19 protein-coding genes are annotated in these 25,780 nt (G+C 65.7%); 11 read left to right on the forward strand and 8 right to left on the reverse strand.

What is annotated here, in order from left to right:
- Nucleotides 1-43: 43 nt before the first annotated feature.
- The 7 genes from HK401_RS06795 (at nt 44) to HK401_RS06825 (ending at nt 9,468) form a co-directional block, all read left to right on the forward strand.
- Nucleotides 44-937, forward strand: a complete 894-nt coding sequence (locus HK401_RS06795; protein WP_181273918.1) for a LysR family transcriptional regulator — start codon at nt 44-46, stop codon at nt 935-937.
- A gap of 275 nt (nt 938-1,212) precedes the next feature.
- On the forward strand, nt 1,213-2,436 hold the full coding sequence (locus HK401_RS06800; protein WP_181273919.1) for an acetyl-CoA C-acetyltransferase: 1,224 nt from the start codon (nt 1,213-1,215) through the stop codon (nt 2,434-2,436).
- 218 nt (nt 2,437-2,654) lie between these two features.
- The gene (locus HK401_RS06805; protein ID WP_181273920.1) at nt 2,655-3,797 is read left to right on the forward strand and encodes a CaiB/BaiF CoA transferase family protein; all 1,143 of its coding nucleotides are present in this window, start codon (nt 2,655-2,657) and stop codon (nt 3,795-3,797) included.
- Between the two features lie 141 nt (nt 3,798-3,938).
- Nucleotides 3,939-5,078, forward strand: coding sequence for an acyl-CoA dehydrogenase family protein (locus HK401_RS06810; protein ID WP_181273921.1), 1,140 nt, complete (start codon nt 3,939-3,941; stop codon nt 5,076-5,078).
- A 241-nt stretch (nt 5,079-5,319) separates the two neighbouring features.
- Nucleotides 5,320-6,750 (forward strand): purine-cytosine permease family protein, encoded by a 1,431-nt coding sequence (locus tag HK401_RS06815; RefSeq protein ID WP_181273922.1) that lies wholly within the window; start codon nt 5,320-5,322, stop codon nt 6,748-6,750.
- A gap of 340 nt (nt 6,751-7,090) precedes the next feature.
- The gene (locus HK401_RS06820) at nt 7,091-8,524 is read left to right on the forward strand and encodes an Nramp family divalent metal transporter (RefSeq protein ID WP_181273923.1); all 1,434 of its coding nucleotides are present in this window, start codon (nt 7,091-7,093) and stop codon (nt 8,522-8,524) included.
- Nucleotides 8,524-9,468 (forward strand): phosphoglycerate dehydrogenase, encoded by a 945-nt coding sequence (locus HK401_RS06825; RefSeq protein WP_181273924.1) that lies wholly within the window; start codon nt 8,524-8,526, stop codon nt 9,466-9,468. Before HK401_RS06820 ends, HK401_RS06825 begins: the two co-directional genes overlap by 1 nt.
- Before the next feature lie 79 nt (nt 9,469-9,547).
- Here the strand turns inward: HK401_RS06825 and HK401_RS06830 are convergent, their stop codons facing one another.
- The 3 genes from HK401_RS06830 to HK401_RS06840 all read right to left on the reverse strand — a co-directional run bounded on the left by HK401_RS06830 (nt 9,548) and on the right by HK401_RS06840 (nt 12,924).
- Nucleotides 9,548-10,771 (reverse strand): ATP-binding protein, encoded by a 1,224-nt coding sequence (locus tag HK401_RS06830; RefSeq protein ID WP_181273925.1) that lies wholly within the window; start codon nt 10,769-10,771, stop codon nt 9,548-9,550.
- A gap of 173 nt (nt 10,772-10,944) precedes the next feature.
- On the reverse strand, nt 10,945-11,838 hold the full coding sequence (locus HK401_RS06835; RefSeq protein ID WP_181273926.1) for a dihydrodipicolinate synthase family protein: 894 nt from the start codon (nt 11,836-11,838) through the stop codon (nt 10,945-10,947).
- A 105-nt stretch (nt 11,839-11,943) separates the two neighbouring features.
- A complete protein-coding gene (locus HK401_RS06840) occupies nt 11,944-12,924 on the reverse strand; it encodes an aldo/keto reductase (protein WP_258234055.1) in 981 nt (326 codons plus the stop codon).
- Between the two features lie 140 nt (nt 12,925-13,064).
- Between HK401_RS06840 and pdxA the strand changes: the two genes are divergently transcribed.
- Complete coding sequence (pdxA, locus tag HK401_RS06845; RefSeq protein WP_181273928.1) at nt 13,065-15,470, forward strand: 4-hydroxythreonine-4-phosphate dehydrogenase PdxA; 2,406 nt, start codon at nt 13,065-13,067, stop codon at nt 15,468-15,470.
- A 120-nt stretch (nt 15,471-15,590) separates the two neighbouring features.
- Entirely contained in the window at nt 15,591-16,376 is a 786-nt protein-coding gene (locus HK401_RS06850; protein WP_181273929.1) for a DeoR/GlpR family DNA-binding transcription regulator, read from the forward strand.
- Nucleotides 16,377-16,471: 95 nt separating this feature from the next.
- Here the strand turns inward: HK401_RS06850 and HK401_RS06855 are convergent, their stop codons facing one another.
- Entirely contained in the window at nt 16,472-17,641 is a 1,170-nt protein-coding gene (locus tag HK401_RS06855) for a sialidase family protein (protein WP_181273930.1), read from the reverse strand.
- Nucleotides 17,642-17,735: 94 nt separating this feature from the next.
- On the reverse strand, nt 17,736-19,088 hold the full coding sequence (locus HK401_RS06860; RefSeq protein WP_181273931.1) for an Nramp family divalent metal transporter: 1,353 nt from the start codon (nt 19,086-19,088) through the stop codon (nt 17,736-17,738).
- A gap of 257 nt (nt 19,089-19,345) precedes the next feature.
- Here HK401_RS06860 and HK401_RS06865 point away from each other — a divergent pair, with 257 nt between their 5' ends.
- Nucleotides 19,346-20,074 (forward strand): sulfite exporter TauE/SafE family protein, encoded by a 729-nt coding sequence (locus HK401_RS06865; RefSeq protein WP_181273932.1) that lies wholly within the window; start codon nt 19,346-19,348, stop codon nt 20,072-20,074.
- Nucleotides 20,075-20,290: 216 nt separating this feature from the next.
- Nucleotides 20,291-21,805: a lipase family protein gene (locus HK401_RS06870; RefSeq protein ID WP_181273933.1), complete on the forward strand. Its 1,515-nt coding sequence runs from the start codon at nt 20,291-20,293 to the stop codon at nt 21,803-21,805.
- A 152-nt stretch (nt 21,806-21,957) separates the two neighbouring features.
- On the opposite strand, the gene HK401_RS06875 is transcribed toward HK401_RS06870, so the two are convergent.
- The 3 genes from HK401_RS06875 to HK401_RS06885 form a co-directional block, all read right to left on the reverse strand.
- Complete coding sequence (locus HK401_RS06875; RefSeq protein ID WP_181273934.1) at nt 21,958-23,304, reverse strand: amidase; 1,347 nt, start codon at nt 23,302-23,304, stop codon at nt 21,958-21,960.
- Between the two features lie 71 nt (nt 23,305-23,375).
- On the reverse strand, nt 23,376-24,122 hold the full coding sequence (locus tag HK401_RS06880; RefSeq protein WP_258234058.1) for a DUF1345 domain-containing protein: 747 nt from the start codon (nt 24,120-24,122) through the stop codon (nt 23,376-23,378).
- Nucleotides 24,123-24,209: 87 nt separating this feature from the next.
- Nucleotides 24,210-25,763, reverse strand: coding sequence for an amidase (locus HK401_RS06885; RefSeq protein ID WP_181273935.1), 1,554 nt, complete (start codon nt 25,761-25,763; stop codon nt 24,210-24,212).
- Nucleotides 25,764-25,780: the final 17 nt, after the last annotated feature.

Raw genomic sequence — 25,780 nt, forward strand, 5'->3', positions numbered from 1 at the left:
TAATTAAGACATTCGCCCGGACCGCCTGATACAGGAGAACACAGTGGAGCTGCAGCAGATCCGCGCCTTCGTCGCCGTCGCCGAGGAACTCCACTTCGGCCGCGCCGCCGAACGCCTCGGCATGGCCCAGCCCCCGCTGAGCCGCACCATCCGCTCCTTGGAGACCGAACTCGGCGCCTCACTGTTCCAACGCACGACGCGCTCAGTCAGCCTCTCCCCCGCCGGTGAGGCTCTGCTCGAACCGGCCAAACACATGCTCGCCACCCAGCAGGCCGCCATCGAATCCGTCCACCGCTCCTCCAGCGGCGAGGTCGGACGCGTGCGCTTCGGCTACTCGCATCCATCCTCCCGGGACCTCGCCGCCACCCTCGTGGCAGCCTCACACGAACGCAATCCGGGCATCGCCTTCCACCTCGAGTCGACGGTCTATGCCGACGAAGGCCTCGAGAGGATCATGGACGGCACTCTCGACCTCGCGCTGCTCCGCTGGCGTCGGCGGCCTCCGCTCATCGCGGGTCGCCCAGTGGCGATCGAGCGCCCATGTGTCGCCTTGCCGAGTTCACATCGCCTGGCGAATCGGAAGAAGATCGACGTCGCAGAGCTCGCCGATGAGCCTTTCGTCCTCCTGCCCGCGCGCCCGAATTCGAACCTGCGCGAGACCGCCATGCGCCTGTGCCTCGATGCCGGGTTCAGCCCGCGCACGGTCCAGGAGGCCCCCGATTCGCAGTCGATCTCTGCGCTCGTGGCCGCCGGAATGGGTGTGACGATCACGTTCGACTCCGTCGCCGCCGGCTACGACTCGCGGATCACCGCCGTGCCGCTCGATCTCCCGAACGAAGCTACCCAGCTTCACCTCGCATACCGCCTCGACCAACAGGACGCAGCCCTGAGCACGGTCCTCGATGTCGCCGAGGCGGCCCTGCCGACAGTCCGCTGAGCTCGGCCGGTCTCACCGCCGTTCGGAAAACCTCCACACCCGCCGCCCACGCGACCGACCCCACCATCGTTCACCGCGCACGCGTCCGCCGTCGGCACATTCGCCATCGGGGCGTCGGATGCCCATTCATTGAGATGACCTCTTGTCTCTCGCGATCTATTCGGATATGTTCATAAATCAGAATGTATTGATATCAGCATCGGCAGTGATGCCGAAGGGATCGATGCCTCACCGCCGCAGCAGGACGGCTCGATCACAACCCAAAGGGAGACTCTGTGTCCGAAGACATCGTCATCTGCGAACCTCTCCGCTCCCCCGTGGGCGGATTCGGCGGACAGTTCAAGAACGTTCCGCATGAGGAGCTCGGCCGACAGGTCCTCGCAGCTCTGCTGGAGAAGACCAACCTGCCGGGCGAGGCCATTGAGGATGTCATCCTCGGCAACTGCTACCCGCACATGGAGACTCCGGCGATCGGCCGCGTCGTCGCACTCAATGCGGGACTGCCGATCACCGTTCCCGGCCGCCAGGTCGACCGTCGCTGCGGCTCCGGCCTGCAGGCGATCGCCGACGCCCACGCGATGATCTCAGCCGGTTTCGCCGACCTCGTCGTTGCCGGCGGCGTCGAGTCGATGAGCCGCGCACCGTTCTTCAACGAGGAGATCCGGTGGGGCGTCAAGGGCGGCAACATCGAACTCAAGGACGGTCTCGTCCGCGGCCGCCTCACCGCCGGCGGCAACGATTACCCGGTGCCCGGAGGAATGATCGAAACCGCGGAGAACCTGCGTCGGGAGTACAAGATCTCGCGGGAGGACCAGGACGCCTACGCCGTTGAATCGCATCGTCGGGCCGCCTCGGCGACGGAAGAAGGGAAGTTCGCCGACGAGATCGTGCCGATCACGCTGCCGGCCACCAGGAAGACCCCCGAACAGGTCATCACGACCGACGAGCACATCCGTCCCGGATCGACGGTCGAGAAGCTCGCGAAGCTCAAGCCGATGCTCGGGAAGTCCGACGATGAGGCCACGGTGACCGCCGGCAATGCCTCGGGCCAGAACGATGGTGCCGCGCTGTGCATCGTCACCACCGCAGCCAAGGCCGCCGAGCTGGGTCTGCGGGTCTTCGCCCGCATGCGCAGCTGGGCGGTGGCCGGAGTGCCGCCGAAGACGATGGGCATCGGCCCGGTCCCCGCGACTGCGAAGGCACTGCAGCAGGCGGGTCTCGAACTCGGCGATATCGACCTCATCGAACTCAACGAGGCATTCGCGGCGCAGGTGCTCGCCTGCACGACCGAATGGAAGCTGTCCGAATCCGACTTCGCCGAGCGTCTCAACGTCAACGGCTCGGGCATCTCACTCGGCCACCCGGTCGGTGCCACCGGTGGGCGCATCCTCGCCACCCTGCTGCGCGAGATGGATCGCCGCGAATCGCGCTACGGCCTCGAGACCATGTGCATCGGCGGCGGTCAGGGCATGGCAGCCGTCTTCGAACGCGTGGCCTGACAGGACGGACTCGCCTGAGGCTGATCGACTCGAGGAGCCAGCAGCTCACCGCAGGCCGAGTGAAGGGCCGTCCGCGTCTTTCGCGGGCGGCCCTTCACGCCGACTCAAGCCACCCCAGGGACGGACCGCCCGTCAGCGCTCGATCCAGTCCGGCACCTCGGACGAAATCCGCGGAGACCCCGTTGTCTTCGCCCAGGTCAGCGCCGAGGATGAGGAACATGAACGCAACGAAGCAGCTGCTGACCGGGGTTCGGGTCGCCGATTTCTCCCGAGTCCTCGCCGGTCCCTACGCCACGGCGATGCTCGCCGATCAGGGCGCCGAGGTCATCAAGATCGAGATGCCCGGCCACGGGGACGATTCCCGACATCTCGGACCCTTCACCGAATCCGGGTCGACTTACTTCACCGGCCTCAATCGCGGAAAGCGCTCGATCGAGGCCGATCTCAAGGACCCGGAAGACCACGCTCGCCTGCTCGATCTCATCAAGAGCTGCGATGTCGTCGTCGAGAACTTCCGGCCCGGAGTCGCCGCAAAGCTCGGCCTGTCATATAAGGACCTCAAGGCCGTCAAGCCCGATATCGTCTACGCGTCGATCTCCGGATTCGGACAGCACGGCGCCCAAGCAAAACGCCCCGCCTACGACACCGTCATTCAAGCCCTGAGCGGGCTCATGGCCTCGACCGGCTTCCCCGACGGCTCCCCCACCCGAGTCGGCGAATCCATCGCCGACGTCTCCGCCGGAGTCTTCGCCGCCTTCGGCATCGCCTCGGCGCTCTTCCACCGCCAGACGACCGGCGAGGGCGCCCATATCGACATTCCGATGCTCGACGTCATGCTCGCCATGCAGCCGACGAACGCTTCCCTCCACTCCGCCGGATCCGCCCCCACCCGGGTCGGCAACCGCCACCCCGTTTCGGCACCGTTCGACACCTATCGCGCCGCCGACGGACTCCTCGTCATCGCCGTGGCCAACGACCGACTCTTCGCCACCCTGGCCGCCACCCTCGGCAAGCCGGAGCTGGCCACCGATCCGCGCTTCGCCACCGACGGCCATCGATCGGACAACGACGAGGCTCTGCGCATCGAGATCGAAGAATTCACCACCGGGCGCACCGTGAGCGAGCTGTGCGGGATCTTCGATGCCGCCGGAATCCCGAACTCTCCCGTCCTCGATTTCGCCGAGGCGGTCACCGGCCCCATCGGCTCCGATCGCGATCTCACTGCCACCGACCCCCGGTCCGGGCACGCCTTCCTCGGCCACCCGCTCCTCGTCGACGGCACCCGCCCTGCGTCCGCGCTTCCGGCACCCCGCCTCGGCGAACACAACGCCGACTTCGCCGCACCCACCGACGCACCCTGACCTGACCAGCTGGCGCCAATCTCGCCGAGGCGGCGCACTCCGCACGATTCCCCTGGCCTCTCCCTCGGGATTCCCCCATCTTCACGATCCGGGTCCCGTCCAATTCCATCGAACCGATCCCCACTGCAAAGGAGCACTCTTATGGCCTTCGACATCACCGCCGACGAACAGGAACTCGTCGACGCCGTCGCCACGATCAGCAAGGACGTCCTCGTCCCACAGGCCGCGGCCGCCGACGCGAACGAACGCGTCTCCGACGAAACCCTGAAGACCCTCGCCGAGGTGGGGGTCATGGGGCTCAACGTGCCCGAGGAATTCGGCGGGCCCGGCGTCGGTTCGGTGGCGATGAGCCAGATGGTCGCCGCCATCACCGAGGCGTGCGCATCGACCGCGTCGATCGTCACCGCACAGTTCCTCGCCACCGACTCGATCCTCCTCGGCGGCACCGATGCCCAACGCGAAGCGTGGCTGCCACGTGCCGCTGCCGGCGAGGTCATCGGCGCTTTCGGGCTCACCGAGCCGGGTGCCGGTTCGAACCCGGCGGAGATGTCGACGAAGGCCACACGGGTCGACGGTGGTTGGCATCTCAAGGGCACGAAGTGCTTCATCACCAACGCCGGCTTCGCGGACTTCATCATCGTCTATGCGAAGACCGACGTCGATGCCGGCCACAAGGGCATCAGCGCATTCATCGTCGACACCGCGGCCGCCTCGGCGGGGCTGGATTTCAATCCCCCGGAGAAGACGATGGGCCTGCGCGGCAGCCCGGTCTTCGAATTCGTCATCGACACGGTCGTCCCCGAGGATGCCCTCCTCGGGAACGCAGGCGAGGGCTTCACCACGGCGATGCGCGTGCTCGACCGTGGTCGCATCGAGGTCGCGGCGATGAGCCTGGGAATCGGCAAGGCCGCTCTCGACGCCGCCGTGGATTGGGCGGGCGAGCGCAAGATCAGCGGGAAACCGCTGGGCCGCCTGCAGGGCATCGCGTTCAAGCTCGCGGACATGTACACGAAGTACCGGTCGGCGTGGCTGCTGACAATGGACGCCGCCGAACAGCGCGATTCGGGGGTCGATTTCACCCGGTCTTCGGCCACGGCAAAGCTCGCCGCCTCCGAGGCGGCCGCGTACATCGCCGATGAAGCCCTGCAGATCCACGGCGGCTACGGCTTCACCCGGGACTTTCCGCTCGAACGCTACGTTCGCGATGCCCGAATCTACCGCATCTACGAAGGCTCGTCGGAGATCCAGCGCACGATCATCGCGCGCTCTCTGTCGAAATAGCGGCCGGTGCGGCCGGGAGACCGGGCGCGAAACAGCACCGAAACGTGTCGGAGTCTACGATCGGCACGGTATCTGAGGGCGAGTCGGTCGCTCCTCGGACCCCCGCTCCGATGTCCGGACGTTCCGGGCCGCCTCGGCGAGATTTTCCGATATTTCGGACAGAAAGTGTGATCTGGACCTCGTCGGGTGTTGTGCAGTGGTGTCACACTGAACCAGATTCATCAGTCCGAAGGAGACAATCATGGCTAGTACGACCAATTCGGGGATCGAGAAGCGGTCCATCGAGATGGTGCCTGACGCCGAGCGTCACGGAACGCCACGTTCCCAGTTCACTCTGTGGTTCGGCGCCAACACTCAGATCACCGCGATCGTCGACGGGGCTCTGGCCGTCGTCTTCGGTGCCGACGCGCTGTGGGCCATCATCGGCCTGCTCATCGGCAACATCATCGGCGGAATCGTCATGGCGCTGCACTCGGCGCAAGGTCCGCAGCTGGGTCTGCCGCAGATGATCTCCTCGCGTGCCCAGTTCGGCATCATCGGTGCGATCATCCCGCTCGTGCTCGTCGTGCTCATGTACATCGGCTTCGCCTCGACCGGAGCGGTCCTGTCCGGCCAGGCCGTCAACCTCATCATCGGCGTGCAGACTCCGTGGATCGGCATCGTCATCTTCGGCGCACTCACCGCGCTGGTGGCCCTGCTGGGATATAAGTACATCCATGTGCTCGGGCGGATCTCCTCGGTGACGGGTCTTCTCGGTTTCCTCTTCATCACCTACTGTGTGCTCACGCAGGTCGATGTCCCCGGACTGATCTCGGGTTCGTCGTTCGCCTTCCCCGCCTTCCTCTCCGCGATCGCCCTGTCCGTGGGCTGGCAGCTGACCTACGGCCCCTACGTCGCCGACTATTCGCGATACCTGCCGCGGTCGACCCCGTCGTCGAAGACCTTCTGGTTCACCTTCGGCGGATCGGTCATCGGATCGCAGTGGTCGATGACCCTCGGCGCGCTCATCGGGGCCGCCGCCATGACGGAATCCGGCAACGAATTCGTCGAGAACCAGGTCGCCTACGTCGGTGACATCGTCGGCGGTGGCGTCTTCGCGCTCCTCATCTTCATCGTCATCCTGCTGGGCAAGCTCACCGTCAACACGCTCAACGCCTACGGTGCGTTCATGTGCACGCTGACGATCCTCACCTCCTTCGGCAACAAGGCGACGATCCGTCGCTGGACCCGCGCGGTCTTCGTCATCGGCATCGTCACACTCACCGTGCTTGTGGCGCTCCTGGCCTCGGCGGACTTCCTCGCGAACTTCAAGAACTTCGTGCTCGCGCTGCTCATGGTGTTCACGCCCTGGAGCGTCATCAACCTCACCGACTACTACCTCATCTCGAAGGACCGCTTCGACATCCCAGCCTTCTACGACCGTCATGGTCGCTACGGCAACTGGAACTGGCGCGCGCTTCTCGCCTACGGCATCGGCGTCCTCATCCAGATCCCATTCCTCGCTCAGTCCTTCTACACCGGACCGCTGGTCGCCAAACTCGGCGGCGCGGACATCTCGTGGCTCGTGGGCATCGTCGTCACCTTCGTCCTCTACTTCGTGCTCATCCGCAACCACGGAGTCGCCCCGAAGGAGACGATCTACCCCAGCCTCGAGGAACTCGAGCGCAAGTGAGCCCCACCCTCACCGAGGCGGCACTGCCCATCCCGGGCAGCTGACCTCGGCGGGGTGGTTCCGCTCCTCCAACGGCCGTCGGCCGGCAACGTGCTTCGCTGCCGACCGGCGGCCGTCGTCGATAGCTCACTCCGGTCAAATCGCCACACCTCGCTCACAACGAGCACTCCAGCATCGTCGAGCCACCCCATATGCGCGGTTCATGCATTCGTGCTGCGCACATCACGCAATCGGTGGCACACTTGCATGAGCCGTGCCGACCGGGCCGTCGTCCTTCGATTCGCCCCGAGACACCGGCACGATCACTGGACAGATCCACCTTCGTGCAAGGAAGCCGAGTATGACCGCGCAGAACATCGACCGGGACGACCGCGCAGGCGCCGACGCCGCCGTCGACCCCTACCATCTCGACCCCAAGGACGTGCTCGAACCGCCCACGACCTTTGCGGGCAAGCTCAAGTACCTCGGTCCCGGTCTTGTCATCTCGGCCGCGGTCATCGGCTCCGGCGAACTCATCACCACCACGGCGCTCGGGGCCAAAGCCGGATTCGTCCTCCTCTGGCTCGTCATCATCTCCACCGCGGTCAAGGTTTGGGTCCAGCTCGAGCTCGCGCAGTGGACCATCCTCTCCGGCAAGCCCGCGCTCGAAGGCTACGGCCACGTCGGTCCCCGCCTCATCGGGCGTGCCGGGTGGATCAACCTGCTGTGGATCCTCATGGACTTCGCGAAGGTCCTCCAGCGCGGCGGCATCATCGGCGGTGCCGTCGCTGCACTGAGCATCATGCTGCCCGTCTTCGGCGAGCCGCTCTCGACTCCGTCCCTCGTCTTCTGGACGGTCGTCTCGCTTGCGGTCGTCATCGCCCTGCTCGTGACGAACAGGTACAGCATCGTCGAGAAGTTCTCCGTCGGCGCGGTCATCATCTTCACGGTCTCCACCGTCGGACTCGCAGTATCGCTGCCCTTCACCGACTTCGCCTACACCTCGGCGGACGTCATGAGCGGACTGACCTTCGCCATTCCCGCCGGCACCCTGGGCTTCGCGGTCGCGATGTTCGGGATCACCGGCGTCGGCGCCGACGAGATGACGACCTACACATACTGGTGCCTGGAGAAGGGCTACGCCCGCTATACCGGCCCCAATGACGGCAGCACCGAACGCGCCCGCCGTGCCCGGGGGTGGATCTCGGTCATGCGCACCGACGTGCTCGTCTCCTGGATCGTCTCGACCGTGTGCACGATGTCCTTCTACGTCATCGGCGCGGCCATCCTCCACCCGCAGAACCTCGTCCCCGAGGGCAACGACATGATCACCACACTGTCGTCGATGTACTCTTCGACGATGGGCGAGGCCGGTCACTGGATCTTCCTCATCGGCGCCTTCGCGGTCCTCTTCTCGACCTTCATCGCCTCGACTGCGAGCGTGCCCCGACTGTGGACGAATACGGTGTCCATCCTCGGTGTCTTCGACTGGGAGAACACACTCACCCGTGGACGCATCATCCGTGTGCTCACCGTGGTCTTCCCGATCATCTGGGCGCTGAGCTACCTGATCATCCAATCCCCGGTGATCATGGTCCAGATCGGATGTGTGGCCAGCGGCGTCTTCCTCGTCGCCGTCGTCATCGCCGTCTGGTACCTTCGCTCACGAGAGGTGCCGGCCGAATTCAGGTCCAACCACTTCTTCACGGTGATGCTCGTCTTCGCTTCGCTGGCGATCGGACTGCTGGGAATCTACACCGTGTTCGAGACCTTCGGAATCGAGATCGGAGCCTGATGCGCCTCACCGTCCTCACCCCGTCTTTCGGTAAGCAGTCGAATACCCCTCGCGCTCGCGCAGACGAGCTCGGCCTCGACCTCGACTACCGGACCGAGAATCATCCCAAATCCGGGCAAGACCTCATCGAGTCGATCTCCGGCGCCGAGGCGGTCATCGTCGGACTCGATCGGATCGACGCCGAGGTGCTCGCTGCCTGCCCCGAGCTCAAGGTCGTGGCCAAACACGGTGCCGGAGTCGACAACATCGACCTTGCCGCCGCGGCTGCGGCCGGCGTCACCGTCGTCAACACCCCGGGAGCCAATGCGGAGTCCGTCGCCGACCTCACCATCGGATTCCTCATCATGGGAGCTCGTCGGATCCGCGAAGCCGAGGACTCACTGCGAGATGGCAAGTGGGGCGTATTCTTCGGTTCGCAGCTGAGCGGCAAGCGGCTCGGCATCCTCGGCTTCGGCCGTATCGGTCGCGCCGTCGCCAAGCGCGCCGCCGGCTTCGATCTCGAAATCGCGGCGTATGATCCGTTCGTCCCCGACGATGCTATCGCCGAGGCCGGTGTGGAGCCCCGATCCCTCGCCGAGGTGGTCGCCGGGTCCGATTTCCTCACCCTCCATCTCCCCGGCGGAGAGGAGCCGCTCCTTGATGCAGAACTCATCGCCGCGCTGCCGGACGGCGCCGGCCTGATCAACGCGGCCCGCGGTGGACTCGTCGACGAGGCGGCCCTGGCCGAGAGCCTTCACAGCGGTCGCCTCTCCTTCGCCGCACTCGATGCCTTCGCGACCGAGCCGCCGAGCGCCGATGACCCTCTCCTGTCCACGCCGAACCTCATCGCGACCCCGCACATCGGCGCCTACTCAGATATTGCGAACGCGAACATGGGCACCTGGGCGGTCGAAGACGTCGTGCGCGTTCTCAACGGTGAGGAGCCGCGATTCCCCGTCCGGTGAGGTGCCCGAGACGAGCTTCGCCCCAACCGCCTTCGTGGAACAGTCACGTGACGTCTCGTCAACAGCCGTGTCGAGCGGTTCAGATCTCGTCAGAGAGCAGGAACTCCGGGATCCGTCGGTGTCTGATTCCGTTCACGTTTCCGCCAGCGAGAGGATCGAGGGTCAGAAGGTATTTCGGATGGTTGTCCGAGATCGACTCGAGTGAGCGATGTTCGCGACGCCGAGTCTCCTCCGTCGCGATGGTCGCGGCAACCTGGAGGTAGACGACCTCATCTGCACGCTGGGTCACAAAGTCGACCTCTGCTGAACCGATCCGGCCGACGGTGACGTCGTATCCACGTCGCCGCAGTTCCATCCACACGATGTTCTCCAGAAGCCCCGGCAGACGTTGGTCCGAGTACCCGAACAGGGCATTGACGATGCCATGATCGCCGACGAAGTGCTTCTCATCCGTCGCGAGAATGGACTTGCCGTGCAGATCGAACCGCGGCACTCTGGCAAGCACGAACGCCTCGGCCAGAGCCGTCAGATAGTTGAGCACCGTCTCGTGGCCGATCGATCGTCGCTGCGACTTCATGAAGTCGGCGACTCGTCGGGCGGAGAACGGATTGCCCACATTGTCGATCGCGAACGCGGCGACGCGTCCGAACATATCCGCGTCGCGGATCCTGTTTCTCGTCAGCACATCCCGCACGAGTGTCGACCGGTAGATGTCCATGATCATCGAGCGTGCATCGGACTCGTCGAGGGGCAGCATGTGCACACCAGGGAATCCGCCGAGTCGCAGATAGCGCGCGAACTCGGCGTCATCGTCGGACACCGCGTCAGCGGCGAAAGCCTGTCGGAACGACAGGTACTCTCGAAATGACAGCGGCCACACGTCGATCGTCACGTACCGGCCGGCGATGTAGGTCGCGAGCTCGCCGGACAGCAATCGTGAATTCGACCCGGTGATGTAGAGGTCGGTCCTCCCCTCGGCGAGCAGCGAATTGACCAACCGTTCCCACTCGGTGACTTCTTGGATCTCGTCGAGCAGGACGTAGACGCGACCGTCACTCGGAAGCACCTCTTTGAGGTGCGCGTCGAGCGCTTGCGCCGAGGCCAACGACGCATGCTCGAGTGAATCGAAGTTGAGATGCACAATGCGGTTGGATTCGATTCCGCGCTGCGCCAACCGGTCGGCGACGAGGTCGAGGAGCCGTGATTTCCCGGATCTGCGCAATCCCGTGAGGACTTTGACGACCGGGGCATCGATGAACGATTCGAGCTTTTCGAGATACTTCGGCCTGTCAACGATCGTCATCTCACCACCCCACCGTCCTGGCGATCACAATCGCCAGGAACCTCGAAATCATCACTTATGGCGATTGTAATCGCCACGAGCGTCAGTGGAAAGCAATCTGGCGATTACAATCGCCACGGATCATCGCGTTCGTCGCAGAAGATCTCTCAGAGTCGATCCGCGTCCAACCCGAATCAGGCCAAGCCGCGGTCCACATCGGCAGCCACCGTCACGGCGATCTGCTTCTTGGCCTCATCCGAGAGCGCGTTGAACGGCGCCCGCGCCGGGCCCAGGCCGAATCCGCGTTCGTTCGCAGCAGCTTTGACGACGGTGTTCGGGTTGCCCAGCGCCAGGCAGTTGCGGATGGGGCGGATGCTGTCCTGCGCAGCGCGTGCGGCCGCCGTATCACCGGCGACGAACAGGTCGTAGATCGAGGCCATCGTGCGCGGGTAGATGTTCGCGATTCCGCTGATGCCGCCTGCCCCGCCTGCCAGCAGGGTCCAGAGGATGAGAGAGTCGTTGCCCGAGATGACCTCGAAGGTCTCACGGTCGGTGCGCTCCAGGTACTGCAGGATCGTGTCGAAGTTGCCGCTCGAGTCCTTGACCGCAGTGATGTTGTCGACTTCCGCGAGCTTCTCAAGGGTCGCCGGAGCCACGGCGTTGCCGGTTCGGGCGGGGATGTTGTAGACGATGACCGGAACGTCGACGGAGTTCGCGACAGCACGGAAGTGGTTCTCGATCTCGACCTGGGAGGCGGCGGCGAAGTACGGGGTGATGATCGACAGGGCGTCGGCACCGGCCGCGGCAGCATCGGCGGCGATCGCGATAGTCTCCTTCGTCGTCGCCGCACCGGCACCGATGACGACGGGGACACGGCCGGACACTTCGTCGATGACGATGCGGGCAGCCTCGGCGCGCTCGGTCGGAGTCTGGGCGTAGAACTCACCGTTCGTTCCGAGCGCGAAGATCCCGTGCACGCCGACCTCGAGCTGACGCCGGACGTGGGCGCGCAGAGCGGACTCGACGAGGTTCTCGTCCTCATCGAACGGGGTGGCGATCGCAGCGAGGATTCCTGATATGGATGACATGATTTCCCTTCGAACGGTTGGTGCAGCCGAGCCTGTGCAGGGTTGCGAGATCGGTGGAGACGGATGTTGAGCCGGTGGCTCTGTCGAGCCCGCTCAGGTCGTGACTCAGCGGTTGTAGAGCGGTTGCGATCCCCGCACCGAGGCAGTCGCCTCGTCCACGGCGGCGAGCACATCGGCCGGAAGCGGTCCCTTCGCAATGGCCGCGATGTTCGCTTCGAGCTGCGTCGCACGGCTGGCCCCGAGCAGCAGGGCGGAGATGCCCGGCGCCTCGGCGACCCAGCGCAAGGCGAGTTCGGCCTGCGGGATACCGGCGTCGTCGGCAACTGCGGCGAAGGCCTCGACGGCAGCGATGACGGAGTCGGAGAGATAGCGCTGAGAGTACATCTCGGCGAGCACTGAGCCAGAGAACCGGTCCCCGGTTCCATCGGTCGAGGGTCGGCGGGCCAGCAGTCCTCCGGCCAGCGGGTTGTAGGCCATCGTCGCGATGCCGTGCGTCTGGCCGCACTCGAGCCATTCGTCTTCGATTCGTCGGGCCAAGACGCTGTAGACGTTCTGTGCCACCGCCGGGCGCGGGGCACCGGTGCGCTCGGCGGCGGCAATGACATCGACGGCCTGCCAGGCAGCGAAGTTCGAGATGCCGACCGCGGTGATCTTGCCTTCGGCGCGGAGCGCGGCGATGGTCTCGAGGGTCTCATCGAGTGAGGCCGCGCGGTCGGGCTGATGAAGGTAGAAGAGGTCGATCGAGTCGACGTCGAGCCGGCGCAGGGAGCCTTCGACGCTCGCGCGCAGCCCCTTCGCGGACAGGGGTGAATGCTCACCGGCGTCGGCGTGGGGCATGCCGGCCTTCGTCGCCAGCACGATCCGATCGCGGTACTTCTTCACCAGTGGCGAGATGAGGCCCTCGGTCGTCGACTTCGCGTAGCCGTTGGCAGTGTCGATGCCGGTGATCCCCGCTGCGATGGCGCTCTCGAAGACCTCGTGCGCTGTCGTTTCGGACACCGTGTCACCGAACGTCATCGTGCCGAGGACCAGTCGGGACAGTGGGACGGAGACTCCGTCGAGCGTGATGGTCGAGTCTGTGTTCAAGAGAGTCTCCTCGTTGAGTGGGGCAGATCGTCGATACCGTTCATCCTCCCACCTATGCGTGAATCGTGCAAGAACTTGCGCATTGCGCGCACGCATGTCAATGTAGAGATGTTCAGCCGGACCGGACGCAAAGGAGTGCCATGTCAGCAGGCGAATCCGGTGTCCTGGTCATCGCCGACGATCTCAGCGGTGCCGCCGAGGTCGCCGCGACCTTCGAGGCCGGCACCCCGATCATGCTCACCCCGTCGAACGCACCGTCGGCTCCCAGCTCGGAGGGCGATATCACCGAGGTGGCCGACACCGCTGCCCTCGACCTCGTCATCGATCTCGACTGCCGGTACCTGCCGGTCGAGGCGGGGTACGAGCGCACCATCGCCGCCCTCCGTGATTTCGGCACGGCACGCACCACGCTCATCAAGGTCGATTCACTGCTGCGCGGCAACATCCGCGCCGCCCTCTCTGCGGCACTCGGCTACGCGCACGGGCCCGTGATCTTCGCTCCGGCGCTGCCGCAGCAGAACCGCACAGTCGTCGACGGTGCGCCCTTCGACGACGGAGTGCGCCTCAGCCGCACCCGCGCATGGAGCCTCGAGAGCGACCGTGCCCCGGAGTCGCTCGAGGATCTCTGCCCTGTCCCGGCCCGGCATCTGAGCCTCAAGGACGTCCGGGCGCTTCGCCACAACGGGCCGGACTGCAACGATCGCACCACCGCCCTCCTCGACGGAGAGCGCCTCATCACCGCTGATGCCGAGACCATGGACGATCTGGCGCGCATCGTCTCCGTCGCCGAGGCGACCTCAGCCGTCCTCGTCGGCACCTCTGCCCTGGCACGCGCCCTGGCCGAGCACCGCGGTGACAGCTCCGCCGAAACGAGCAGAGACAAGGCAGACCGACGGCCCGAGCCGTCAGTCCTCGCGCGCACGGCTGGTCGCGTCCTCACTCTCCTCGGCACCGCCGCCGAACGGATCGATGCCCAGGTCACTCATCTGCTCGACCATTCGAACACCCGTGTGCTCGAACTTCCCGCTGCCGAAGTGGCGAGGTGGCCCGATCGCCCCGAACAGCTGCGTGAAAGCGCCGGACGCGTGCGCACGGCGCTGGCTCAGAGCCACCTCGTCGTCCGACTCACCGACACGGGGACGAACGTCGATCCTCGACCCCTGCCGGGACTTCTCGCCGAACTCACCACCCAAGCCCTCAGCGGATTCGGCCCCGTTGCCCTCGCCGCCGCAGGAGGGGAGACGGCACGTGCCGTCCTCGACCGCCTCGGCGTGCATCGGATCGAGACGATCCGCGAGATCCACCCCGGGGCGGTGCTGTCCACCGTCGCAGCAACCTCGGCGAGATCATCGGCAGACATCGATCGATCCATCGATGCCGGCCCCGCCCCCGATGCAGAGTCCGGCCGCGAACCCGATGTCGAGCTCACTGCCGTCGTCACCCGCCCCGGCGGCCAAGGCGGACCCGATTCCCTCACCCTCATCCACACGGCTCTGACCACCGGTGAGCCCACGACCACCGCGGCCAGCGTCGCGAACCACGAAGGAGAGTCAATGAACGCGCTTCCCACAGTCGCAGTGACCATGGGCGATGGAGCCGGCGTCGGTCCCGAGATCTGCATCGCCGCCTGCCTCGACCCGTCGGTGCTCGCCGTGGCCGAACCCGTCGTGATCGGAGATGCCGCACGGCTCGAACAGGCTGCGCAGGTGCTCGGCGCCGACGTCGAGGTCCGCCGCGTCGACTCCCCTGCGCACGCCGAGCATCGCGATGGCGTCATCAACGTCATCGACCTGGCCCTTCTGCCGGGCGATCTGCCCTGGGGCGAGCTGTCCCCGGTGGCCGGCGATGCTGCGTTCCGCTACATCGAACGCGCCGCGCAGCTGGCGATGTCCGGTGAGGTGCAGGCGATCTGCACGGCACCGCTGAATAAGGAAGCACTGCATTCCGCCGGGCACAAGTACCCCGGGCACACCGAGATGCTCGCGTCGCTCACCGGGACCGAGGAGGTCTCGATGATGCTCTCCTCCCCCAAGCTGCGCGTCATCCACGTGACCACGCACATCGGCCTCATCGATGCCGTGGCGAAGATCGAGCCCGGACTCGTCGAACGCACTGTCCGCCGCGGCCACGAGGCCCTCGTCCGGGCCGGACTCGAACGTCCGCACATCGGGGTCTGCGCGATCAACCCGCACGCGGGTGAGAACGGGCTCTTCGGCTACGGCGAAGAAGAGGAGAAGATCGCCCCGGCGATCGCGAAGCTCCAGGCCGACGGCATCGACGCAATCGGGCCGCTGTCGGCCGACACCGCGTTCTTCCTCGCCGGCCGCGGCGACTACGACCTCATCGTCGCGATGTACCACGACCAGGGGCATGGGCCGATCAAGGTCCTCGGCATCGACGCCGGAGTCAACATCACCGTCGGCCTGCCGGTCATCCGCACCTCGGTCGATCACGGCACCGCCTTCGACATCGCCGGCACCGGCAAGGTCGACACCGAATCCATGAGCGAGGCGATGCGCCAGGCGGCTGCTCTCGCCGTCGTCTGAGTTCTGCGCGGTTCACGCGCACTCGAATCCGCGGACCGCACCATCACCGAGGCGGCACTGCGCGGTCCGCGCGAGGATCCGCGATACAGTGGCGATCAACGGCAACTGATCAGGAGAGAGATGAACGCAGGCGAACGTCGCGAGGAGATCCTTCAGCTGGCCCGCACCCAGGGCGAGATGAGTGTCGAGACCCTGTCGGACATGCTCGGAGTCACAGCCTCGACGATCCGCAGAGATCTGGCGAAGCTCACCGATTCCGGCGAGCTGGCCCGGACCTACGGCGGTGTCATCGCCGTACCCACCGAATCCGAGGCTACGCTGGCCGAACGGTCACACGAAGCCCCCGAGGTCAAGCGCGCGATCGGTTCGTGGTGCGCCAAGCAGGTGCCTGCCGGTTCGCATGTGCTCCTCGACGCCGGCACGACCACGGCGCAGATCGCGCGCGGACTGCGCGACACTTCCCCGCTGTCCGTCGTGTCCTCCGGTCTGACCTCCCTGCAGCAGATGGCCGATCTCGACGACGTCGAGTTCACACTGCTCGGCGGTCGCTATCGGCCTGTCAGTCAAGGTTTCATCGGCCCCATCACCGAGGCGGGGCTGGAGAAATTCACCTTCGACTTCGCATTCCTCGGCGCCGATGCCGTCACCGCCGAGGACGGGGTGTGCGAGGCACTGCCCGAACAGGTGCGGCTCAAGGAGCTGATGAGCCGCCGGGCCGCCCATGTCTTCGTCGTCGCCCACGCCGAGAAGCTCGGCCAGCGCCCTTTCCACGCCTGGGCCGACCTCGGCAACGGCTGGACGCTCGTCACCGACGACTCGGCAGAGCCCGCACAGATCACACCGTTCGAAGACCGCGGCATCACCGTCGTCCGAGTCGATCAGATGGGCAACGCCCGGCAGAGCTGAGCGCACAAGACCGCGCAGAAGCCCCGGGACTCCGACGAGTCCCGGGGCTTCTGCAGTTTCGTCAGGCCACCCAGGTCGAGCTCAGATTCCGCGCCTCAGCCCCAGAGCTTGCAGTCGGTGTGGACCTGATCCTCAACTCCCGAGATCCAGGCCTCGTCGAAGACGACGTGCCGGATCGCCCGTCGCGAGCTGTAGGCGTAGACGACGTGGATGAGTCCGTCGGCATCGACGATTCCGTGCGGGTACTCCTGCCGGCGGTTGCTGCGCAGATTGCCGACTCCGGCGAAGCCGTCGCCGGGTTCGATGACCCGCCGCACCGGCCAGGTGCGTCCCTCATCGTTCGACACGGCGATGATGATCCGCATCCGCTCATACGGCCAGACCACCTCGCCGGGTTCGGTGGCGACCTGGTGTTCGTTCGACACGAGCGCGAGCATGCCCGAGGGCAGCAGGAAGGCGCTGAGACCGGCGTTGTTGTTGGGAACCTCGGTGGCTTCGGGCACCGACCAGGTCTCTCCCCCGTCCTCGGAGCGACTGAGGTAGACCCAGTCGGCGAAACGCGAGCGGAACAGGCACACCAGCCGACCGGGGGCCACCTCGACGATGTTCGGATGGACCCGGCCGGCGGCGTCGGGGAAGTCCACCTGCCGCCAGGTGGCTCCCTGGTCCGATGAGATCTGCACGACCGGTTGGTCTGAGCCGTTCTTCGAATCGTCGTCGAAGCACAGCCACTGAGTGTGCACCCACGTCCCATCTGCGAGGATCTGGATGGGCTGACGACAGAACGTTCCCTCCCGGCCGAACAGCGTCTCCGGTTCGCTCCAGGAGGTTCCTCCGTCGGAAGAGCGGCTCATCTTGACCACGGAGGTGTGTTGGAGGTTGAACGTCTCGGGCACCCCCGACTGCCGCGAGAGCTGCGAGGTGTAGACGAGCCAGATCGTTCCATCCGGAGCGGCGAAGAGTCCCGGGTTCTGGTCGGAGCGGATCTCATCGTGGGTGACGCTCGCCGAGGCGGCCCACGCTCCCGTATCCGGATCGAAGCGGGAGACGAGGATGTCGATGTCCTGATTGCCTTCATCGCTGCCGGCGAACCAGGCGGCAAGCAGCCCCCCGTCCCGCAGCGCCAGGATCGACGCGGCGTGGTTCGACCGACGGTCGGTCGGTATGACCGCGGCCGCGCACCCGTCGTCGTCGAAGAAGCGGAGTCGCCCGTCCGCCGGCGGTGCCGACACGCGATCGAGGGAGGGCTGGGACAGCAGACTCATGGGTGTTTCTCCTCCATGTCTTGGCAACGATCATCAGGGTACGCAGGGTGAGCCGCCTCGGCGGGGGATTCCGCGGGCTGACGGTCCGAACTCATCATCCGAACGCGGTCTGGAACATCGCGGGGATCTGCAGGGCGATCTGGACGCCGACGACGATGGCGATGATGCCGAGGAGCAGCAGCAGTCCGGTCTGCCATTTCCGGTTCACCGCATACGAGTGCATGTGCTTCTTCCGCGAGGTCAGCAGCAGAATGCACACAACGATGATCGGCAGGCTGAGTACGGTCGAGAGCGCAGTGCCCACGATGTTGAGCGAGATGAGGTCCGGGGCGCCGGGGATCGTCGAGGCAAGGGGCAGGATGATGAAGACGATCGCCTGAATCCAACGGAAGGCAGGGTTCTCCTCGTCACGGCCGAGGAATCTCCGCATCGACGGCACGGTGTGATTGATGCCGTTGATGGCCAGCTGTGCGAAGCCGCGGGACTGCGGCGGGAAGCTCGTCATCGCTGCGAAGAAGATGCACATCCACAGCAGGTACGGACCGATCGGGCCGACCGCGACCGAGAGCATATGGGAAAGATCGAACTCGTCGCCGATGGAGAAGCCGGGATGGGCGGCGCTGAACTCGGCCGCGACGATCCAGAACAGGAGGTTGATGATGAGCAGCGGGGCCATGCCGACGATGAGGTCGAACTGCTGGATCTTCCGATATTTCGGTCCGATCCAGCCCTTGTCGCGCATGAAGCCGGAATACAGCAGATTGGGCATGTTGCCGGCGATCGTGCCGATCGTGGCCGAGGCGATGACGATCGGAGCGAACGCCGAGGTGTTCTGCTCCTTCGGGATCTCGAATGCCATTCCCTGGACGAAACCGGCGATGTCGAAGGTCCCGATCTTGATGAGCGCGTAGATGAAGGCGACGATCATCGCGACCGAGGCGAAACGGGCGAAGTACTCGAGGACGACGAACTGCTTACGCAGCATCACCAGCGACAATGTGAGTGCGACGATGATGATCGCGCAGATGAATCGGCCCCAGGCGCCGCCCCACTCACCGCCGGTGAGCTCGTGGAGCCCCACGGCTGCGGCGAGGAGGAAGGTGGCCTGGGTGATGAAGCCGGCGATGAGGACGACTGCGCCCATGATTCCCGGCAGCACCGGCGAGAGGCGGGCGAATCCGTCGAGGATCTGGGTGTCGCCGTGCTTGTTCATCAGCGTGTACTTCGCGATGGACGAGATGATGAACGTGCGGGCGACGAGCGAGAGGATGAGCGTCCACAGCAGGGCGTACCCGTAGGAGGCTCCGGAGACGGAGGAGCTGACGAGGTCGCCCGTGCCCAGGAAGGACATCGCGAGCACAAGGCCCGGTCCGACCGAGGTGACGAGGCCGAGTCCGCGCGGCAGCGGATTCTGCGCGGGCGTCGAAGAGACAGAGCTGCTTTTCACGCTATGGACATCGGCGGCCATGGCTGCACTCCCATGTGTAGATGGACTTCTGAACGATCGGCCGGTGGATGATGCCAGGATGGAACCACCACACCGTGCGCAATCTCCGTCAAGAGTAGCCCATATGTGCGTGTTTTGCGCAAGTCCTTTCGAGAAAAAGATGCCCGCCTGTGCGTTCTGCGCATATAGTGGCTGTTCAGAACGCGCAATGTGCGCTGCGCGGTCCAGTGCTCCAGTAACAGCGAAGTGAGGAATCGATGGAGATCATCCAGTACCTGATCATCGGGATCGTGGTGCTGGGCTCGGCATGCCTGCAGGGCTCCATCGGATTCGGCCTCGGCATGATCACCGCGCCTGTGCTCGCGCTCCTGCGCCCTGATCTGCTGCCGTCCGCCCTTCTGCTGCTGGCCACTCTGACCTCATTCACCGCCTTCGCCCGCGAGCGACAGGACGTGGACTGGAAGCTCGTCGGCTGGGGCGCCCTCGGCCGGCTGCCCGGCATTGCGATCGGCACCGCGGCGGTGGTGCTGCTGCCGGATTCCGGCCTCTCCCTGATGCTCGCGATCACTGTTCTCGGCGGCGCCGCATTCAGCCTGGTGGGCTGGTCCCCGGCAGCCTCGCACCGCAATATGTTCATCGCCTCGTCGGTCTCCGGCATCTTCGGCACGGCCACGAGCATCGGCGGACCGCCGATCAGCCTCATCATGCGCTCGCTCGACCCGTCATCGATGCGCTCGACGATGAGCGCCTACTTCACCCTCGGCAGCATCCTGTCCCTCACCGGCCTGACCATCGGCGGTGAGGTCGGCACCAGGCACCTCGTCGCGGCCGGACTCCTGCTCCCGTTCATGCTCATCGGCTTATGGCTGTCGAACTTCGTCATCCGCAGGGCCGATCGACAGCTGCTCTATCGCTTGGCAGTCGGAGCCTCCATTGTCGGCGCACTCCTCGTCATCGCCGAAGTGATCCGTTCCGCTCTCACCTGAACGCGGCCCACGACCGCTCATCGGTATTTCGACACCGACCGATCAAGGCAAGTTACCACTGAGTTCTACTATCGAGTAGGCTTGTGATGCCCGTCACCATACGGGCACAGAACGATGGCGACCGCGCCGGCACCACCCCTGTCACGTCGGTCTGCGACACCACCCTGTCCATGCACTCTCAATGCCGAGATCCACGACAGAACAGGAATGCCGCCGATGAGAACGCGCACCAGCCGCACCGGCACCAACACCACCAGCGAAGATCCGAACCTCAGCTCGACCTCGTGCCACTCCGCCCCCCGCGGGATGCCGACCCGTCGTCTTGCCGCGCTGACCACCGCCGCTGCGGCCTGCCTCACCCTCGCCCTGAGCACGATGGCAGCACCGGCGCACGCCGCCCCGGCCTCAGACGTGGTCCCCCAGACGGACCAGGAGGCCAAACAGCTCGTCAAAGACCGCGAAGCCGAGGATCCCGGAGCCCTCAACACGAACAACGTCCCCGAGGGCGTGAGTGTCGAGCAGGCCCGCAAGGCGGTCGAGAAGTCCGATGAGCTCACTCCCGCCGATGTCGAATACGCCGCAGCCCAGGAAGACCTCCCCGCGTCCGGCGTCCCCGAAGACTTCTACGAGACCCCGTCCTCGCTGCCGAGCAAGGACGGCACAGTGCTCAAGCAGGCCGACTCCGAGTTCTACCTCGATCCGGTGAAGCTCATCAAGCATGATGCGAAGGCGACAGCCTTCATGTACAAGACCACGGATGAAAAGGGCACCGCGCGGGCGGCGACGGCCACACTGCTGACCCCGAAGGGCGCGAGCGGTCACGCCGACGATGCCGTCGTCATCTCGCCCGGAACTCAGGGCATCGCGGACAAGTGCGCGCCCAGCCGGCAGATGGGAATGGGCACGGAGTACGAGGGGATCTCGGTCGCCTCGGCGTTGGCGGCGAAGCATCCGGTCATCGTCGTCGATTACATGGGGCTCGGCACCGAGGGCGACCACCACTATCTCGATCGCGTCGAAGAGGGACGCTCGGTCCTCGATGCGGCACGTGCGGTCCAGCAGGTCGACGGCGGCGGCATCGATGAGGACACGAAGCTGCAGCTGCGCGGATACTCGCAGGGCGGTCACGCCACGGCATCGGCACTGGAGCTCAAGGATGAGTGGGCACCCGAGCTCAACGTCGCCTCCGCCTCGGCCGGTGCCGTGCCCACTGATCTGTACAAGACGGTCTCCGGGCTCTCGAGCGTCTACACGGCGTTCGCCCTCTACGGAGTCGACTCCTTCGCCGCCCAGGCCGACATCGATCTCACCGAGTTCCTCAATGAGAAGGGGCAGAAGACGGTCGCCGAGACCTCGAACCAGTGCACCATCGAGGCTCTGCTCTCGACCGCCTTCACTGACACGAAATCACTGACGAAGGACGGCCGGTCCCTCCAGGAGATCGTCGAGGAGCGATTCATGGACATCGCCGACAGGCAGCGACTGGGCAAGGCGCCCGTGCCGGATGTCCCGCTGCTGGTCAACCACAGCCATCTCGACGATGTCATCCCCTTCGAGCAGGGCAAGGAGCTCGCGGCGACGTGGTGCCGCGCCGGTCACAAGGTCGCCTTCGAGGACAACCTCGGGCCCACGCACATCGGCGGTTACGTTGCTTCGATTCCCCGCATCGAGACCTTCACCACCCGCACGTTCGCGGGCAAGGCACCACTCGACAGCTGCTGGAGACTGTAGGGCTGAGGTTTTAAAGCTCTAGCCATCTCCGGGAAACGGGGTCGGTGCCGAGACACGCATGTCGATTGCGCTGTTTCGGCCCCGGCCCCGTCTCGTTGGTACGGCCGCTTCGTTGGTACGGCCGCTGCGTCGTCGCGGCGACCTCCTCAGGGTCAGGCGCCCGTGAGCCGAGTACCTCCGATGTCGGCTGCGAACTCGAGCAGATCACGATCCCCGCGCGGCGGGCCGACGATCTGGACGGAGGCCGGCGGTCGTCCGATGCCAGGTTCACGTCGCACCGGCAGAGTGACCGCCGGCCATCCGAGCACGTTGAATGGCAGCGTGTAGCGCATGAATTTCGCTGCGGATCCGTCGTCGATCTCGTCCCAGCGGATCACCTCACCTTCGATCGCGGGGGTGACGATGAAATCGACGTCGTCGAAGAACGAGACGGCCGAGGCTCGGAAGTCCTCCAAGGCGGCCACCTGTGACCGGTACTCCGCCTCGGTGATGGACTGCCCGGACAGGATCTTCGCCCACACCCCCGGCTGGTACAGCTCGCCCTGTTCGCCGAGGTACTGCTCGTGCAGCACGAATGCCTCATACCGGCGCACGATGTCGTAGATCGCAAGACCCTCGTCGATGACCTTGACGAGGTCGTCCGATATCGCCGAGGTGGCCCTCAGCTCCGCATGATCTCGCCGCCTCTCCCTGAGGTTCTGTCGAGCCCATGCCTGGGCATCCTCCGCGAACGCCCCCGCGCAGTCGATCAGCCCGGTGTCGACGGTGATGGGTCCGCGCGCACGCGCCTCGCGAACTGCCGCCTCGGCGCCGGCATCACTAACCGCGCCGTCCCCCGTGGTGATCGCCGCGAACGCCGTGGCGATCAGGGGGATCTCGCGGGCGAAGAGCCCGACGGTGTCGAAGGACGGCGAGAGCGGGAAGACTCCCTCGGTTGAGAGCGCGCCGAACGTCGGCTTGAAGCCGATGACACCTTGGCATGCGGCCGGCACTCGCACTGACCCTGCCGTATCGGTCCCCACGGCCAGCGGCACCACCCCGGAGGCGACCAACGCCGCCGAGCCGGAGCTCGATCCGCCCGTGCACAGCGCGGGGTCGACCGGGTTGGTCACCCGGCCGAAGGCACTCTCATCACCGAGGATGCCGTACGAGTATTCCTGGCAGTTCGTCTTCGCCACCGGGATGGCTCCGGCCCGTTCAAGGAGGTGGACTACGGGAGCGGTAGTGCTGGGCTCCGGTCCGCTGCTCACTCGCGAGCCCATCGTCGTCGGGAATCCCGCGACGTCGATGACGTCCTTGATCGCGAACGGCACACCCTCGAGGCGCCGAGGCGGCTGCCCCGCAGCGGTTCGTTCGGCCGATCTCCGTGCGAGCGTCAGTGCTCGAACGCCCATCGCCGAGGTGACCGCGTTGAGTTCGCGCCCGATGTCCTCGACCGCGGCGATCGTTTCATCGATGTTCAGCGCCGAGGCGGCTCCGCGCCGTGTCGTCTCATACACGATTCCCATCGTGTCAGAAGAACCGGAAACCGCAATGGCAAAATTCGCGACCGCGGAAGGCGACTACCGCCTCACACCGCCACGTACGACAGGATCATCGACACCAGTGTCGCGACGACGACCGAGTTGAAGGCGAATGCGACGATGACGTTCGTGCGCACGAGTCTCCATCCCGAACGGGTGACTGCGCGCCCGGGCAGGGCAGCCGTCATCGTCGAGGACAACACCGCGAAGGTGAGGTAGTCGCCGAACCTCCGCGGGCCTTCCATGTCGAACTCCAGCTGCCGAGCATCGGCACTGCCGCCGCCTCCCAGATCGATGCGCATGAACTCGAGTGCGAACGAATAGACGAGCACAGCCCACGACGCGATGACGTTGGCCAGACCGAGCAGAGCGGCGAACAAAGTGTTCTCCTGCGAGGCAGAAGTGATGAGGTAGATGTTGAGCAGGAACGCGACGTAGGCAGCCATCACCGCCCACGAGGTGGCGCCGCCCATGCTGAAGAACTTCGTCCACCATCGGCGACGGCGAGCGAGTGCCCACCGGGAATGGACCATGAGTTCGGTTTCGCTGAGCTCCGCGAGACCGAGATGGGTCCAAGTGAGATATGTGAGGGAGAAGAGCGGCCAGAAGATGAGGAAGATGCCAACGAGCTCGCGGGTCAGGCGAAACAGCTCACTATCGCCGGAATCGGCCGAGAGCGGATTCATCCCGAAGGCCAGGACGAGGACGATGCTGACGACGAGGGTGGGCACAGTTGCCACATTCGCCCGTGAGTCATCGGAGAACGTCATCATCTGACTGTGCTTGGGTCGCATGACGGGGTCCGTCCTCAATCCGATTCAAAGCCGTCCGGCTCCAGCCTAATCGCTCACAGCACAGCGATCGGCGTTCACACCGTCAGTTCACTCCGGCGCGAGCACCGTCCACGGCATCAGCTGCTCGATCGCGGCGGCAATCTCGAACGCGGCACGATCGTCGTACGGGTGCGCGACGACTTGGACGCCCGTCGGGATCCCGCAGTCGGCCATCCCTGAGGGCACGTTGACGATCGGCACCCGGTTGCAGATGTTGAATGGCATCGTCATGTGCGCCTGCCAGTAATGGTCGAGATGGATCCCCTCGACCGTCTGCTCCGCACTGCCGTCGTGACCGGCCCCACTCGAGCCGGTGCCGCCCGAATCTCGGTGGCCCTCGCGCCCCACTCCCCCGGCGTCGATCGTGATCCCGTCGAGGTAGCTGGCGCCGGCTTCGAGTCCCGCGACCGCCGAGGTGGGGGCGAGCAGGACATCGAATCCGTCCATCGCGGCCGCGAGCTCCGCCTGGATCTGCGCTTCCATGGCGAGCCCCTCGTAGAGTGAGCGGCGCGCGGCGACCGCCTCGGCGTCGGCCATGAACTGCAGCGTGTAGTCGGCCAGCGTGTCCTCGTGGCCGCGGGTCGCTGCCCGCATCGCCTGCGCGAGGAGGTTCCCGAAGTGGGTGAACGCGGTTTCGAAGATCCTCTCGGCCGTCCACGGCAGTTCGATCTCTTCGACGATCGCTCCCGCTTTCTCCAGCGCCGAGGCGGTCGCCCGGGTGTTGGCGATGATGTCCTCCCCGACGGGGAAGCCCCCCAACCTCAGGCACAGCGCGACGCGACGCCCGCGGAGACGGTCGACCACCTCGGCGGAGGTGGCATCGAACCCGTCCAGCCAGCCGGTCGAGTCGATCGTGGCATGGTCGCTGGGAGCGAGGCCGATCATGACGCGGGCGAGCAGCGCGGCATCCGCGACGGTCCGGGCCATCGGCCCATCGCCGCGGTACCAATCCGCGGCCAGCGGCTGGGCGCCGGGGATGCGACCGTAGGGTGCCTTGAACCCGACGGTGCCGGTGAAGGCGGCGGGCAGCCTCGTCGAACCGGCGATGTCCGAGGCGGTGGCCAGCGGCGCGTACCCGGCGGCGAGAGCGGCCGCGGACCCGCCGGACGACCCTCCCGGTGAGAGTTCGAGGTTCCACGGATTGCGGGTCACGCCCCACATCGGCGAATGCGTGATCGTCGCGCAGCTGAACTCCGGCGAAGTCGCCCGAGCATGGACGTAACCGCCCGCCGCGCGGATGCGGGCGATGACAGCGGCGTCTGCCTCGGCGATGGTGTCGCGTTCGTGCAGGAGTCCCTGGGTCAGTCCGCGGCCGGCGATTGCGTGCTTCTCCTTGGCGATCACGGGAAGGCCGAGCAGCGGTCGGGTGGCCGCCGCCTCGGCGAGGTCATCGTCGGTGGCATTCGCGTAGAACTTCTCCGCATCCTTCGCCGAGGTGACCGCTTCCTCGACGACCTCGGTGACCGCATTGACCTGGTCGTCGAGGTGGGTGATCCGGCCGATGTGAGCTTCAAGGTAGTCGACCGGGGACAGCTCCTTGGCGCGGAAGGCGGCGAGCGCCTCGGTGGCAGAGAGCGTGTGGAGGTCAGGTGTTGCGGTCATCGGGTCACCTCGGCGTG

The organism is Brevibacterium oceani, from assembly GCF_013623835.1.
Taxonomy (GTDB): Bacteria; Actinomycetota; Actinomycetes; order Actinomycetales; family Brevibacteriaceae; genus Brevibacterium; species Brevibacterium oceani.

Coding starts and splice junctions, on each gene's coding strand:
- HK401_RS06805 (WP_181273920.1), top strand. CDS start 2,655: ATGAACGCAACGAAGCAGCTGCTGACCGGGGTTCGGGTCGCCGATTTC.
- HK401_RS06810 (WP_181273921.1), top strand. CDS start 3,939: ATGGCCTTCGACATCACCGCCGACGAACAGGAACTCGTCGACGCCGTC.
- HK401_RS06815 (WP_181273922.1), top strand. CDS start 5,320: ATGGCTAGTACGACCAATTCGGGGATCGAGAAGCGGTCCATCGAGATG.
- HK401_RS06820 (WP_181273923.1), top strand. CDS start 7,091: ATGACCGCGCAGAACATCGACCGGGACGACCGCGCAGGCGCCGACGCC.
- HK401_RS06825 (WP_181273924.1), top strand. CDS start 8,524: ATGCGCCTCACCGTCCTCACCCCGTCTTTCGGTAAGCAGTCGAATACC.
- HK401_RS06830 (WP_181273925.1), bottom strand. CDS start 10,771: ATGACGATCGTTGACAGGCCGAAGTATCTCGAAAAGCTCGAATCGTTC.
- HK401_RS06835 (WP_181273926.1), bottom strand. CDS start 11,838: ATGTCATCCATATCAGGAATCCTCGCTGCGATCGCCACCCCGTTCGAT.
- pdxA (WP_181273928.1), top strand. CDS start 13,065: ATGTCAGCAGGCGAATCCGGTGTCCTGGTCATCGCCGACGATCTCAGC.
- HK401_RS06850 (WP_181273929.1), top strand. CDS start 15,591: ATGAACGCAGGCGAACGTCGCGAGGAGATCCTTCAGCTGGCCCGCACC.
- HK401_RS06855 (WP_181273930.1), bottom strand. CDS start 17,641: ATGAGTCTGCTGTCCCAGCCCTCCCTCGATCGCGTGTCGGCACCGCCG.
- HK401_RS06865 (WP_181273932.1), top strand. CDS start 19,346: ATGGAGATCATCCAGTACCTGATCATCGGGATCGTGGTGCTGGGCTCG.
- HK401_RS06870 (WP_181273933.1), top strand. CDS start 20,291: ATGAGAACGCGCACCAGCCGCACCGGCACCAACACCACCAGCGAAGAT.
- HK401_RS06880 (WP_258234058.1), bottom strand. CDS start 24,122: ATGCGACCCAAGCACAGTCAGATGATGACGTTCTCCGATGACTCACGG.
- HK401_RS06885 (WP_181273935.1), bottom strand. CDS start 25,763: ATGACCGCAACACCTGACCTCCACACGCTCTCTGCCACCGAGGCGCTC.